Origin of the sequence: Acinetobacter sp. WCHAc060025, assembly GCF_004209355.1 — a bacterium.
Classification (GTDB): Bacteria; Pseudomonadota; Gammaproteobacteria; order Pseudomonadales; family Moraxellaceae; genus Acinetobacter; species Acinetobacter wuhouensis.
Map to the genome: position 1 here is coordinate 52878 of NZ_SGSX01000002.1, position 13792 is coordinate 66669.

A 13792-nucleotide genomic window follows, 5' to 3' on the forward strand; every position below is an offset into this window, starting at 1 on the left:
ATTTATAAAAAAGCCAGCTGTGAGTAAGCTGGCTTTTTTAACAAACTACAATTTAAGGTTTATACAAACCATGTTCCGTTAAATGTAATCTTAAAATACGGCGAAGTTCGAGTACGGCTTCAGGTGTTTCTTGAATAGAATGTCCACCTTTCAGTACTTTTTCAGAAACGGCACCATCTAAATGTGAACTGGTATATGGCACGATGCCATCCGTCATGACATTTGGATCAGAGCTATCTGTAACATTCCCCATAATTGAATGATAAATCATGCCTTTTTTTGGCATTACATCTTTGGTTAATAGGGTGAATTTAGAATTATGGCTCAGATCACTTGGTCCATTTTGAATCAAACCATGCCCAACATCTTTTAAGAAGTTTTTCGCATTCAAATCACGGTCATCTATCGAATCTGCTAAAGCTCCTAAGAACGCACCTGGAAGCTTAATAATCCGACGAGCAGCTAGGGTAAACCAACGATCCGCAAATGCTGTGCCACGATGTGGTGCTGAAATAAAAATAGCACGGTCAAAGTTTGGTACAGGTTTCATCTGTAAACGTGCTTGGAAAATATGATCATTTTTAAACTTATCGTATTTACGATTATTTAACATCTTTAATGCAGGTTGAGTTAAATCAGAATCGCTGACCAATAGCCGTGCAATAATTCCACCCATACTATGTCCAATCAAAACAGAGTCTTTTGCAGAAGAGGAATTTGGATCAATAGTTTTAAAAGTTTGATTGATAATGGCATTGATTTGGAAACGGCTTTCTAAAATCGGCATATTGGTTGAATAGAATACTTGCCAAACTTGATAGTTTTCGCGCAGTACATTATCGCCCATAATATCATTGGTTAAACGAATCCACGCTTCAGGGCTACTCGCCAAACCATGAACCAATACTATTACTTTTTTATTTGGGTTATAAGGTTCAAGCATGTATAAATGTGGCATGGTTAAACGCTGATCGCGGTCGATTAAGCTGAGATAAGCTGCGATCCCTAGATTATTTTCAGCCAACCACAAACCGTAGGGGGCAGAGAAATTAGCAGCAAGAGGATATTCTTTACCACCGACTTTGACTTTTTCAATACTATACGGGTCATAAACTTTCAACTGAAAATTTGGGTCATGTAAGATGCTTTGTATACTTTCAGAGGATTGCGGTTGAGCTGCAATGCTGACAGATAAATAGCGTGGTTGGTGGATATTTGGATTCACACCACCTTTATAAGCATAATGTTCAGGATCAACAATATATTTATTTTCTTCGGATTTTTTAGTTTCAGGTAGAATGGCAACAAACTCAGCACCGAAACCATCTCGACGGTTGATAGAGCGTAAACCTGAAAAGTTGAGATTATAACTTGAGAGTAAATTTTCAATATCTAACTGAGCCAGTTGCGGATAACCATCAAAGTTGATGCTATAGCGACTTTCACCAATTTGAATCTGTTTCGAAACTTTTTGATTTTTATGGCGTAATGAATAGGTGGTAATCATTTTTGCCAAAGACTGATTGTAAAAATCTCGGATTTGAACTTGTCTATTATTGAAAATACGATCTTGTGGTTGACGTTCAGTATTAAATAAATAGGCATAACTATAACGGATACTTTTGTCTAGCATCGCCATTTGTTGATCTAAACATTGATCGTAATTTTGCTGATTAATTTTTTGTTTTTCTTCAGACTGATGCTTTGCAAATAGACTAATTTTACAGTTGGATGAGTCACCTAATGAAATCGCTTTGGTTAAATAGATTTCACTAATTGTAGAAAGGAGTTGCTCATCCTGAATTTGCGGGATTTTTTCTAAATCAGCAACACATTTTTCGGGTTCTTCAGCACAAGACTTGGCTTCACGTCCTGTCATTGAAAGGACATTTAAACTGGCTTCACTCATTTTAGAACGAGTTAAAATACTGTCACGTTCATTGGCTATGGTGACATTCACTTTTTGGTTTTTTACGCTAACGACCTGACAGCCTGAAAAAAACAGGGGGCTGAAGGCTAAAGCATAGAGCAAAATATTTTTTTTAGAGTTTTGCATAATCATTAACTGGTTCAAGCTATTTCTGAATAATACGACAATTTTGTTTAAATTCAATTTGAAATCAAAAAAAATAGACTGAATGATCAGTCTATTTTTTAAATTCTAAATTGCCATTTTAACTTATTACTTCGCGAGAGCTGGATTCTTCAGTGTTTGCCATACATTATAGCGTCCTTGTTTTTCAACTTCAGGAATCAAGCGATCGACAACAGAAGCTTCTTCTGGGTATTTTACTTTATAATTTTTTAGCATTTGCACTGCATTTTTCTTCTGTTCCATACCTAAATAATTATTCACAGAAGATAAATAAGCTTCTTGGACACCCGCTTTCATTGCTTTATCTAAATATGGTAGTGCTTCTTTTTGACCACCACCTTCAGATAAAGAGAAGCCAAACCATAAGTTAGCTTCTGGATCTTCTTTATTGATTTTGAGAATACGTTGTGCGTAATCAAGAGATTTGGTGGTATATGATGAACCCAAATCCAAGTTACGACCTAGAATACTCGCTTTAAATGCACGAATAAGAACATCAAATGATGCATTTGGTGCAGCTGCTAATTGGTCAAGCTGTGTAGATACTTCTTTTAATTTTGATACAAAACCACTTTTTTCTTTGCGATCAGAAAATTGGGGTGGGTAATGGCGCGCTTTACCTTCAACCATTTGTAAGAAGTCATCAATTGCAGTGATGTCGATTTCATTTTCACCTGCAAGCACAGCATACTTCATGGTGCGCTGAGTATTATTTACAGTTGGAATGATCAGTTTGTTAGTATCTAAAATAAGCTTTTTAGTTGGGTTAGCAGGGTCAGTTACTTCAAGTTTGTTTACAGGGGCTGCTGCTGCTTTTTTTAATTCTAATTCAAATACTGGTGGCTTAGTATAATCAAATGGATTCAGTGCGTAGAATGGTGGTGAAATTTCTGGCTCAGTGTAAATAAAAGGTTCATTTGCAGCAATTTTATTTTCATGCTTCGTTGGAGTTGTTGAACACGCTGTCAGTACAGAAGTTGCAAGTAATGCGTATGCCAAAGGCTTAATCGTCATGAGGATCTTCCATTAAATTTATATTAAAAAATTTACATGTGCATCAGTCTATGAAAACGGACTGGAACATGCAACTTTAAAAGCATTATGTTATTAAAAATAATACATAAAGATTGAAAATTGATAACTCAGATTTGAAAAAATACTCAGATTTTTATTGTTTTTTATTTTGATCAGAAAAATAATTATATGTTGAAAAGTATGAAGTTATTTAGCAATAACTTCATACCATAAAAACTGTGCTTTTAGGTCTTAGATTGTTGCTTTTGCGCTTCACATTCACGACGAACATCATCAATGATTTTGATTTCTTCATCACTTAATGGTTGTTCTAAGTTTTGTTGTACATGAAAACTAGGATCAAGCTGTGATAAACGATGACATAAATCATTCATGCGCTTTTCATTTTGCTCTAGGCGATTAAGTAATACACGCATGCCTTCGAGCATTGGATCAGTTTGTTCTTGCGTTGCAGCATAAGCCTGAAATTCAGGATTTGGATTTAAACTGTCAATCGCTTTTTCTGGACACGGTGCTTCTTGTACAGCACTTGGCTTGCTATCTTTATCTTTAATGATAAAGCGGGCAGGGTTACCAACAGCTGTTGCACCTTCTGGGACAGCTTTGGTCACGACCGCATTTGAACCGACTTTGGCATTTTTACCCACGATAAAAGGACCAAGAATCTTTGCACCCGCGCCAACGACAACACCATCAGCCAATGTTGGATGTCGCTTTCCGGTATTCCACGTTGTGCCACCTAAAGTCACACCATGGTATAAGGTCACATCATCGCCAATTTCGGCGGTTTCACCAATCACAACGCCCATGCCATGGTCGATAAAAAAACGTTTACCGATTTTCGCACCAGGATGGATTTCAATACCCGTAGTAAAACGACTGAAAGAAGACAAGATTCGTGCTGAAGTTTTACAATCCTTTACCCATAGTTCGTGTGCGACTCTATGCATCATCAGTGCATGAATGCCAGGATAGGTGGTCAGTACTTCAAAGGTATTGCGCGCAGCAGGATCACGCGCAAATACAGCTTGGATGTCTTCTTTAAGCTGTTTTAGCATTAGTTTTGATCCTCAGTTTTTGACTTTTTCCATGTACCATTATTCAAGGCTTGTACTCGGCTAAACACGCCTCTTAATAAATGATATTCCATCTTATCTAATTGTATACGTCCAAAAAGTCGACGCAAGCGCAAAGGCAATAATCTTGGATTTTTTGGATCCATAAATTCGATTTCAGCCAACATTTTTTCAAAATGTGGGTAGAATTGCTCCATTTGCTCATGGGTCACCAAAGGCTCGTCCCAGTGCATATCATCAGCATCAGTCACATGCATCACAGCTTCGGTATCGACTTGTTTATCTGCTAATTCTAGTGTTGCCATACGCATTTCATAGCAAATGACTTGAATTGCCTGTGCAACATTCAAAACGCCATAATCGCTATTGACAGGAATGGTGACATGATAATTTGCCAATGCCAGTTCTTCATTGGTCAGTCCACGGTCTTCACGTCCAAAGACAATCGCTGTTTCCTGTTGTTCTTGAATCACGGCTTGCATCGTTTTTTGTGCAGCAGGGCGTGCTTCAAGCAATGGCCAAGGAATAGTACGACTACGCGCACTCGTACCAAAAACAAGGTGACAATCTTTAATCGCATCTTCTAAAGTTTCTACAATTTCAATCTGCTCAATCAAATCAGAAGCACCAGCAGAAAGTGCATCAATATCAGGGTGCGGATAAGTTTTAGGTGAAACTAAGACCAGTTTAGATAGTCCCATTGTTTTCATCGCACGCAAAGCACTACCAATATTGGCTGGCAGAGTGGTATTGACCATGACAATACGTACATGACTTAAATGCTGTGAAATCACAGCATTGTCGAAGATATCCATGAATATTCCAACATATAAAAATTAAAAAATTAGGGAGAACAATTTAGGAAAATTGACCTGCATCAGCCATATATTCATCCATGGCATCATCCATACTCATGTTCTCAGGTGGCGGAGCAACTTGAGTTGTTTGGGCGAGTTCACGGTGATCCACAGCCTTAGCTGCTTTAGATTTAACATGGTATTCAAGATGAATCGATTCTTTACCAAAATAATCACGTAATTTTGAGAGCAAATCATCCAAAGGTGCAACTTTCCATTGTTGTCCTAAATGCAAATCAGCAGTTGCATAGTCATAGTCCATCAATATTTGCATTGGAATATGCTGACACATATCGACATTACAGAAAGGTAATAGAATCTTTTGCAGATCAGAAACTAAAGTTTTACTAATAACTTCAGGTTGAAGTTTAAGTTCGATGTGATTGACACGTTTTTGACGGATTTCATTTAAGGTGAATGCTTTGGTTAAGCGTCCCATTGGGCGATCAAAACCTTCACGTTCATAAATTTCACCTTCGATGACCACCACTTTTTCATTTTGAATAATATCTTTGAAGCGTTGGAAACGTTCGTGATTCGCTGAGACTTCGATACGCGCAGTACCATCATCTAGGGTGATCATCATACGGTTCGGGAAGTTGGCAACATCGACCACTAAACCTGCAAAAACAGTCGTTACACCACGACGTGTAGGCGTGAGTTCATTGATTTTATGTGGAATAAATGCTTTTAATTCTGCACGATAAACATCAATCGGATGACCTGTTAAATATAAACCTAAGGTATCTTTTTCACCTTTGAGGCGAACTTCATCTGACCATGGTTTTACAGGTTTTGCTGGTTTACGTTGAACTTCTTCAACTTCACCAAATAAATCCATGATGCCTGTTTCACGGTTTGAACGTGCTTGCTCCGCCGCTTGTACAGCTTCTGGTAATTGCGCCATTAAGCTTGAACGTTCAATACCTAAACAGTCTAAAGCACCTGCACGAATCAAAGCCTCTAAAGTTCGCTTATTAATTTTCTTCAAATCTACACGATGGCAGAAATCAAAGAGGTCTTTAAATTCTCCATCTTGTTCACGTGAATCAATCACCGACTGCATTGCAGCTTCACCCACACCTTTGATCGCGCCTAAACCATAGATAATGGTTTCAGCATCACTGGCATGGAATTGATAGAACGACATATTCACAGAAGGCGGTAAAACTTTTAAATTGTTGATCCGACAGTCGTCGATCAAGAAGACAATATTGTCTGTATTCTGCATTTCCGAAGACATGACCGCAGCCATAAATTCAGAAGGGTAGTGCGCTTTCAGCCAAGCGGTTTGATAGGCAACGAGGGCATAAGCGGCAGCATGTGATTTGTTAAAACCATAGCCTGCGAACTTTTCCATATAGTCAAAGATATGGTTAGCTGTGCCTTCATCAATATCTTTTTTCGCAGCACCTTCAATAAAGGTGGCACGCTGTTTGACCATTTCCTCGACTTTCTTTTTACCCATGGCACGACGCAGTAAATCTGCACCACCGAGGGTATAGCCTGCACAGAACTGTGCCGCTTGCATCACCTGTTCTTGGTACACCATGATACCGTATGTCGGTTCAAGTACACTTTCAAGTAATGGGTGCAGGTATTCAAACTCACCACCGTGCATACGATGGATAAAGTCAGGAATTAGATCCATTGGACCAGGACGGTATAAAGATACGAAGGCGATAATTTCTTCAAATTTACTTGGGCGTGCTTCTTTGAGCATCTTTTTCATGCCCACGGATTCAAACTGGAATACCGCAGTGGTATTTGCATCAGCAAATACGGCATAAGATTCAGGGTCATCTAATGGAATATGCGCAATATCAAGCGGTGTTTCAGATTTGACCCGCTTATTAATATTTTGAACCGCATCTTCAATTACGGTTAAGTTACGTAGACCCAAGAAGTCGAATTTAACTAAGCCTGCAGCTTCAACGTCATCTTTATCAAATTGAGCAACACGACCTGTACCATCGGCTTCACATAATACAGCGGAATAATCAGTAATCTTCGTAGGGGCAATAACCACACCACCCGCATGTTTACCTGTGTTACGGGTAATACCCTCAAGTTTGAGCGCCATTTCCCAAATTTCAGCAGCATCATCGTTATCTGGGTTGGATGGGTTGGTGACGATGTCTTTGAGTTGTGGTTCAGCTTCCAATGATTCTTCCAAACTTAAACCTAAAGGTTTGGTTGGAATCATTTTTGAAATACGGTCTGCCAAACCATAGGATTTACCCAATACGCGGGCAACATCTCGAATTGCACCTTTAGCCGCCATGGTACCAAATGTTGCAATCTGCGAAACGGCATCACGTCCATAATGGCGTGCTACATAATCAATGACCTTATCACGACCTGCGATACAGAAATCGACGTCAAAGTCAGGCATCGAAACACGTTCTGGGTTTAAGAAACGTTCGAACAGGAGGTCATAACGTAGCGGGTCTAAGTCGGTAATTTTTAAACTGTATGCAACAAGTGAACCCGCACCAGAACCACGACCAGGCCCAACTGGAACGCCGTTGTTTTTCGACCATCCAATAAAGTCCATTACGATCAGGAAGTAGCCAGGGAAATCCATTTTATTGATAATGCCAAGCTCATAGGCTAGACGTTCATCATAAGGTTTACGGATTTCAGCCCAGTCTTCATCACGCTTTTCTACAGGGTAGAGTACATCTAAGCGTTCTTCTAAACCGACCTCGGACAAGTGCTCGAAGTAGGAGTGAATAGTATGACCTTCAGGAATTGGATAGTCTGGTAAGTCATGGAAACCTAAACGTAATGACACTGTACAGCGTTTAGCAATTTCAAGTGTATTTTCAATCGCACTTGGTATATCTGCAAATAGTTCAATCATTTCCGCGGAGGTTTTGAAGTATTGTTCAGGGCTATAATTTTTTGGACGCTTATCATCACCCAGTACATAACCATCTGCGATACAAACGCGTGCTTCGTGTGCTTCAAAGTCTTCCGCGGTGATGAAGTGCACATCATTGTGTGCAACCACACCGATGCCATATTTAGAAGCCAATTTAACCGCTTCGATATTAAAACTTTCTTCTTGTGGGCGTCCTGTACGTGTTAATGCTAAATAGACCCGATTGCCAAATTTTTCGATCCATTCTTCAAGTAGTGGCTCTGCTTTTTCAGGATAGGCTGAAAGTAGCATTTCACCGACATCACTATGTAAACCAAGCAGGACAATAATGTCTTGTGATTGTTCTAGTACCCAATCTTTTTGGATGCAGGGAATTGAGAGTTGTTGTCCCTCAATAAAACCACGTGAGACGATTTCAGTCAGTCCACGCCAGCCTTTATTGGTCATTGCGAGTAAAGTCGCTTTGTGATTTGCATCGTTTAAGCGAATGACACTACCAAAAATGGGTTTGATGCCTTTGCCCATTGCTTTGTTATAGAATTTGACTGCGGCATGTAGGTTGGATAGGTCTGTGATCGCTAATGCAGGCATTTCGTCTGATGCAGCAGCTTTTATCAGATCAGGTATACGTACGATCGATTCTGTAATCGAAAATTCGGTATGAATACCAAGATGAACAAACTGCATAGACCAATCCTATTTAAAACTGTGAAGCATTTTATCATGCTTAGGCTGAGATGTGCGTAATTTAGTATTTGAAATTAATTATCCAATGTATTGAATTTTAATGAAATAAATTTGTTATTCATGATGTTTGTTTTAATTGAATCTAAATAAACCAGTTGTTATTGCAATGAATATTAGAATAACAACTGGTGAGGCAGTATTAAAATTAAAGTGCTTTTAAACGTTCTGAACCAATCCAATGTTTTGAAAATTGATAAGCAGCACGCCCTGAACGTTGTCCACGTGCTTGACACCATCTTAAAGCTTCAGCACGAACTTCGTCTGTAAATGAAATATTTTCTTTCGCCAAATAATGTTCCACAATTTCAAGATAAAGTTGCTGATCCATTGGATAGAACGACAGCCATAGACCAAAACGATCAGACAAAGAAATTTTTTCTTCAATCGCTTCTTGCGGGTGAAGTTCTTTATATTGCGGCACATCGACCTTGGTTACTGGGGTATTTTCATGCATAAATTCAGGCAATAAATGACGACGGTTACTGGTCGCATAGATCACAAAATTGCTTGAACCTGATTGTAAAGAACCATCGAGTACGCTTTTTAAACTACGATAATTTTCATCTTCTGCGTTAAACGCTAAATCATCACAATAGACAATAAACTTTTCAGGGCGATCTTTGATGATTTTTTGAATTTCAGGTAATTCTGATAAATCATCACGTTCAATTTCAATTAAACGTAAACCTTGATCTGCATACTTAGTCAATAGTGAACGAACAATGGAAGATTTACCCGTACCACGAGAACCTGTGAGTAAAATATCATTGGCAGGTAGACCATTTAAAAACTGTTCAGTATTTTGAATGATTTTAGCTGTTTGGCGTTCAATCCCTTTGAGGTCTTCCAATAGAACCGCTTTAGGATTGTAAATCGCTTTGAGCTGTTTTTCATGCCATCTAAACGCGATTGCTTCAAAATCAGTGGGTTGTTTGGGTTCTGGTAAGACTTGCTGTAATTGGCTTAAAACAGTAGATAATTGTGCAATGATATTGTCAGGTAAATCGATAGTTGCCATGTCCGTTCACTATATTTTGAAAATTACATTTGATGAGAGATTGCTCCAATATTAACACAGTATTTTTATTGATCTAATCTCAATAGGCGATAATTAAAAGGACGAGCAAGAATTAAATGACTGATGGTGATTGATTCTCACGTGATTTTTAAGCATAGTTGAATGATGTGTGACTCATCCTCGGATTAAAATCAAAGGAATATTAGAAAATGTTATTAGAACTTACCCAAGATTTAAATCCACATCAGGCTTATCGTATAAAAAAACTAAAAAGAAATTTGGCGCATGCTGAATGCTACGAGGAATGGAAGTCCATTGCTTTAAAGCTAGACTCTGAAACAGGTGCGCAAGAGTGGAAACTGGATAATAGTTCACCGTATTTTGATGCTGAGATTATTTCCCATCGTTTAAATTTATTACGTCGGTATCGTCAACAAGGTCGTACTCAGGATTTGATGTATATCCTACGTGAAGGATTTAGTCATGACGTTGCAAATATTGGGCATCCGATGTTGTTTGCACATGCCTATGTCGGTACCAAAAAACTGATTGAAGATTATATTGATGAAGTGAGCAAAAGCCTTGCTTTTATTGCTTCTGAAAGTTGCCAAGAATTGTGCTTAGACAGTAAGAAAAGCTTTTTTGAAAATTGTGAAAAAGCCTATGGTCAGCCTGCACTGATGTTTTCAGGTGGTGCAACCTTAGGCTTATTCCACAGTGGTGTGTGTAAGGCGCTGATGGAACAAGATTTAATGCCAAAAGTATTGTCTGGTTCGAGTGCAGGTGCAATCATGACGGCTATGTTGGGAGTGAATGAACCGAGTGAAATTCCCAATCTTTTAACAGGTGATCAGTTCTATAGTGAAGCGTTTCATTTCCGTAGTGTAAAAGAATTACTCAAAGGAAATGGTGGTTTTGCGGATGTACGTTATCTCAAAAAATTCCTTGTAGAAAATCTAGGTGATGTGACTTTTGCCGAAGCTTTTGAAAAATCAGGTTTAGACATCAATGTAACCGTTGCACCGTATGATATTTCGCAAGAAGATGCGCGAATTATGAATAAATATACCTCACCTGATTTATTGGTGTGGAGTGCGGTCTTGGCATCTTGTGCAGTACCTATCTTATTTCCACCCGTGCGTTTGACCAGTAAGCGCTACGATGGATTACATACACCATATTTAGCCAATACGCGTTGGGTTGATGGCAGTGTGTGCAATGACTTCCCGCAAGAACGCATGTCACGTCTTTATAATTTGAATTACACGATAGCTAGTCAGGTAAACCCACATATTGTGCCGTTTATGCAAGATGATGAGGATCGTTATCGTAAGGATTTATTGAGTTGGCCACAGCGTATTGTTCGTTCACAGGGCAAGATGGCAACCATGGGGGTTATGGACTTCGCGCGTGGGCGCATGGGGCGTGTACCTACGATTCGTCGTCTATTAGATCATGGCTATGGTGTTGTGGATCAGCGTTATTATGGTGATGTGAATATTATTGGTAATTATAGCTTGCGACATTATAGTTATATGTTGCAAAACCCGCGTCCGCATTTATTTAAATTATTGCAACGAGAAGGTGAGCGAGCAACTTGGCCGAAGATTTCCAATATTGAAACGCATGCACGTATTGGTAAAACCATTCAGCATTGTTTAGAAGTTTTGAATTTTCCAACTGAAAAGAAAACTTCCACAACACAATTATCAGAAGCATGAGTGAAATAGAGCTTCCTCAAGCGCTTAATTCATTACAAAGTCAAAAGTTTGGTCGCCGTGTTTATCAAATTCAACAGGGCGATCAAAGCTATTGGCTTAAACTACAATTAAAACAATCGAATCAGGCGTATCAAGATAGTTTTTTACATGAGTTAGACATTTACCAACAATTAAATCGTTTTGAAAAAGTAGATCAAAGTTTTCTATGCAACTTTTCTATTTTCAATCCCTATCAAAAATTCAATTTAAAAGAAGAAGTATTTAATCAAGCCTTATGGATTGAAAACGTTCCTGCATTGTTCGCTAAACATCCCAATCAACTTGAGCTAAGTGATATTTTTTCGACTTTAGTGTTGAGCCTTGAAGTTTTAGAACAGTTGCATGATCTGGGTTATATACATGGTGATTTAAAGCTACAGCATTTCCGTATTAAGCAACAGCAAGCAGTTTTGATTGATTATGAGCAATGTTTTCATATTAGGGATGTTGGAGTCATGCCGAATACAGCGACACCGCGTTATATGGCACCAGAATTGTTTCATGCAGCACCAAAGTCATTTGCAACAGATCTTTATGCTTTAGGAATAATTTGGTTGGAATGGCTGACTCAGCGCCGTTTAACTGCAAAAAGCTATCAAGATTGGGCAATTTTGCATTGCCAACAGCTTGAAGTGGACTTACCGAGTCGATTTAAAATATTTGAAGCGGTTTTAAAATCCATGCTAAAGAAAAAAGCAGGGCAACGTTGTACAAATATTTATCAAATAAAACAACAATTAAGCCAGATTGCTTAAACTAAAAGCACTATTCACTACTTTTGTTTTTTATTTAAACAAACGAGTATCTTTTTATAAAAAAGGGCTTGTCATACCTAAGTGATCTCTATAATATACACAGCCATCGGGGACGTGGCGAAATTGGTAGACGCACTGGATTTAGGTTCCAGCGCCGCAAGGTGTGAGAGTTCGAGTCTCTCCGTCCCCACCAAGCAATTCATTTGGTGGTACGAAAGCCCGATGATATGTTATAGAGGATTGGTGTAATGGTAGCATGACGGTCTCCAAAACCGTTCGTCAAGGTTCGAATCCTTGATCCTCTGCCACTTATTTTAAAGATTCCACTGATGTGGTTTTTTTATTCGGGGACGTGGCGAAATTGGTAGACGCACTGGATTTAGGTTCCAGCGCCGCGAGGTGTGAGAGTTCGAGTCTCTCCGTCCCCACCATATTTGAAAAAGGCATGATGAAAATCATGCCTTTTTTATTGCCTAAAAATTAGAATTAAAAACATCAAAAATTATTATTTGCACTTACCCCTCGTTTGGGGAATATATTCTGTGGAAAAATAAGCATAGCCTATAAATCGAGTGTGAATGATTAAAAATAGAATAGGTAATTTTATGAATAAAATCTTAGTTGTGATCGGCTGTGTAGTCTCATTGAATTGTTTTGCAAATAATGATGCCGCGTTATTGCAACAGCAAATGAATGTTTTGAAAAATATGGGCGTAGATAATGCAGAATTGATGGATACCATGTCACGCATGCAAAAAGACTTTGCAGATGATGAGGAAAATGAGGGGAGTACTAAACAGCAAGCCAAGCCATCCCATTTTAAGACTTTGGGGCAATCAGATAAGGCGTCTTGTTCAACGGGTGAGGTACAGTTAGATACGATTTGCCAAGCTGCAATGTTGCGTTATCAGGCTTATCTTTCAGCGCTTGCAGCAAATGAATCTGAGAAGAATATAGAAACTTTATATTCGCAACATCAACAAGCGACAGAACATTATATTCAAGTATATCAAGCGCTGTCGCGTTAGTTAGCTTGGATAAATTTGACTGAATTTAGATAAAATAAAAAGACCTCAGTGAATCACTTGAGGTCTTTAACAGAGAGCTTCATTTTAAACATACGTTGATTATGTAAAATGGATCAACATTAGGCCTTTAAATGGTCTTCAAATTCTTCACCAAGTTGCATGGCTAAATTATTGCCTGATAAATCACACGTGACTAAACCATATTCTTTTTTAAAGCTGAAGGTAAATCCTTTATCATCAGCCAAAGTTTTTACAGAGTATCCCAGTTTTTCTAACCAGATACGGAAAGCGATCAAATTTTTTGCTTTAACAACCTTTTTCACAGAAGATCTCCTTAATTCCTGTCTATAAATTTAATAGGGATGACCACTAAATTTTTAAAGGGGGAAATTTGATGAAACTTATTTTTTATACCAATATTTGATCAGTTAGAGAAATGGGTCTTTTGTAGCAGAGCGTATTTTTTCTCTTTAAATGTGAAATGCAATTTAACAATTTTTAAAAATAAATAGGTAAAACAATGAATTATTATAA

The 13792-nt window shown here is 38.4% G+C and carries 10 protein-coding genes and 3 tRNA genes; 6 read left to right on the forward strand and 7 right to left on the reverse strand.

Features of this window, described 5'->3' with window-relative positions:
• Nucleotides 1-52 precede the first annotated feature (52 nt).
• From EXE09_RS01855 to EXE09_RS01880, 6 genes are all read right to left on the reverse strand, one after another.
• Nucleotides 53-2062, reverse strand: a complete 2010-nt coding sequence (locus EXE09_RS01855; RefSeq protein ID WP_086322781.1) for a lipase family alpha/beta hydrolase — start codon at nucleotides 2060-2062, stop codon at nucleotides 53-55.
• Between the two features lie 120 nt (nucleotides 2063-2182).
• Nucleotides 2183-3109 carry an ABUW_2363 family tetratricopeptide repeat lipoprotein gene (locus EXE09_RS01860; RefSeq protein WP_068974347.1) on the reverse strand — a complete coding sequence of 309 codons (927 nt, stop codon included), beginning with the start codon at nucleotides 3107-3109 and terminating at the stop codon, nucleotides 2183-2185.
• Nucleotides 3110-3354: 245 nt separating this feature from the next.
• Nucleotides 3355-4188, reverse strand: coding sequence for a serine O-acetyltransferase (gene cysE / locus EXE09_RS01865; protein WP_068974346.1), 834 nt, complete (start codon nucleotides 4186-4188; stop codon nucleotides 3355-3357).
• Nucleotides 4188-5021 carry an RNA methyltransferase gene (locus tag EXE09_RS01870; protein WP_130113135.1) on the reverse strand — a complete coding sequence of 278 codons (834 nt, stop codon included), beginning with the start codon at nucleotides 5019-5021 and terminating at the stop codon, nucleotides 4188-4190. Before EXE09_RS01870 ends, cysE begins: the two co-directional genes overlap by 1 nt.
• A gap of 43 nt (nucleotides 5022-5064) precedes the next feature.
• Complete coding sequence (gene dnaE, locus EXE09_RS01875; RefSeq protein WP_130116146.1) at nucleotides 5065-8637, reverse strand: DNA polymerase III subunit alpha; 3573 nt, start codon at nucleotides 8635-8637, stop codon at nucleotides 5065-5067.
• Nucleotides 8638-8842: 205 nt separating this feature from the next.
• Nucleotides 8843-9715, reverse strand: a complete 873-nt coding sequence (locus EXE09_RS01880; protein WP_130113137.1) for an ATP-binding protein — start codon at nucleotides 9713-9715, stop codon at nucleotides 8843-8845.
• A 209-nt stretch (nucleotides 9716-9924) separates the two neighbouring features.
• Between EXE09_RS01880 and EXE09_RS01885 the strand changes: the two genes are divergently transcribed.
• The 6 genes from EXE09_RS01885 (at nucleotide 9925) to EXE09_RS01910 (ending at nucleotide 13258) form a co-directional block, all read left to right on the forward strand.
• Nucleotides 9925-11436, forward strand: coding sequence for a DUF3336 domain-containing protein (locus EXE09_RS01885; protein ID WP_130116147.1), 1512 nt, complete (start codon nucleotides 9925-9927; stop codon nucleotides 11434-11436).
• On the forward strand, nucleotides 11433-12230 hold the full coding sequence (locus EXE09_RS01890) for a protein kinase domain-containing protein (RefSeq protein ID WP_130116148.1): 798 nt from the start codon (nucleotides 11433-11435) through the stop codon (nucleotides 12228-12230). The genes EXE09_RS01885 and EXE09_RS01890 overlap by 4 nt, the downstream gene beginning before the upstream one ends.
• A 108-nt stretch (nucleotides 12231-12338) precedes the next feature.
• Nucleotides 12339-12423 (forward strand) — tRNA-Leu (locus EXE09_RS01895).
• Nucleotides 12424-12464: 41 nt separating this feature from the next.
• A tRNA-Trp gene (locus EXE09_RS01900) sits at nucleotides 12465-12538 on the forward strand.
• 38 nt (nucleotides 12539-12576) lie between these two features.
• Nucleotides 12577-12661: transfer RNA gene (locus EXE09_RS01905), tRNA-Leu, on the forward strand.
• Between the two features lie 174 nt (nucleotides 12662-12835).
• Entirely contained in the window at nucleotides 12836-13258 is a 423-nt protein-coding gene (locus EXE09_RS01910; protein ID WP_087552769.1) for a hypothetical protein, read from the forward strand.
• Nucleotides 13259-13377: 119 nt separating this feature from the next.
• Here EXE09_RS01910 and EXE09_RS01915 read toward each other — a convergent pair whose 3' ends face one another.
• A complete protein-coding gene (locus tag EXE09_RS01915) occupies nucleotides 13378-13581 on the reverse strand; it encodes a hypothetical protein (protein WP_068974339.1) in 204 nt (67 codons plus the stop codon).
• Nucleotides 13582-13792: the final 211 nt, after the last annotated feature.

Coding starts and splice junctions, on each gene's coding strand:
- EXE09_RS01890 (WP_130116148.1), top strand. CDS start 11,433: ATGAGTGAAATAGAGCTTCCTCAAGCGCTTAATTCATTACAAAGTCAA.
- EXE09_RS01860 (WP_068974347.1), bottom strand. CDS start 3,109: ATGACGATTAAGCCTTTGGCATACGCATTACTTGCAACTTCTGTACTG.
- EXE09_RS01855 (WP_086322781.1), bottom strand. CDS start 2,062: ATGATTATGCAAAACTCTAAAAAAAATATTTTGCTCTATGCTTTAGCC.
- EXE09_RS01910 (WP_087552769.1), top strand. CDS start 12,836: ATGAATAAAATCTTAGTTGTGATCGGCTGTGTAGTCTCATTGAATTGT.
- EXE09_RS01885 (WP_130116147.1), top strand. CDS start 9,925: ATGTTATTAGAACTTACCCAAGATTTAAATCCACATCAGGCTTATCGT.
- cysE (WP_068974346.1), bottom strand. CDS start 4,188: ATGCTAAAACAGCTTAAAGAAGACATCCAAGCTGTATTTGCGCGTGAT.
- EXE09_RS01880 (WP_130113137.1), bottom strand. CDS start 9,715: ATGGCAACTATCGATTTACCTGACAATATCATTGCACAATTATCTACT.
- EXE09_RS01870 (WP_130113135.1), bottom strand. CDS start 5,021: ATGGATATCTTCGACAATGCTGTGATTTCACAGCATTTAAGTCATGTA.
- dnaE (WP_130116146.1), bottom strand. CDS start 8,637: ATGCAGTTTGTTCATCTTGGTATTCATACCGAATTTTCGATTACAGAA.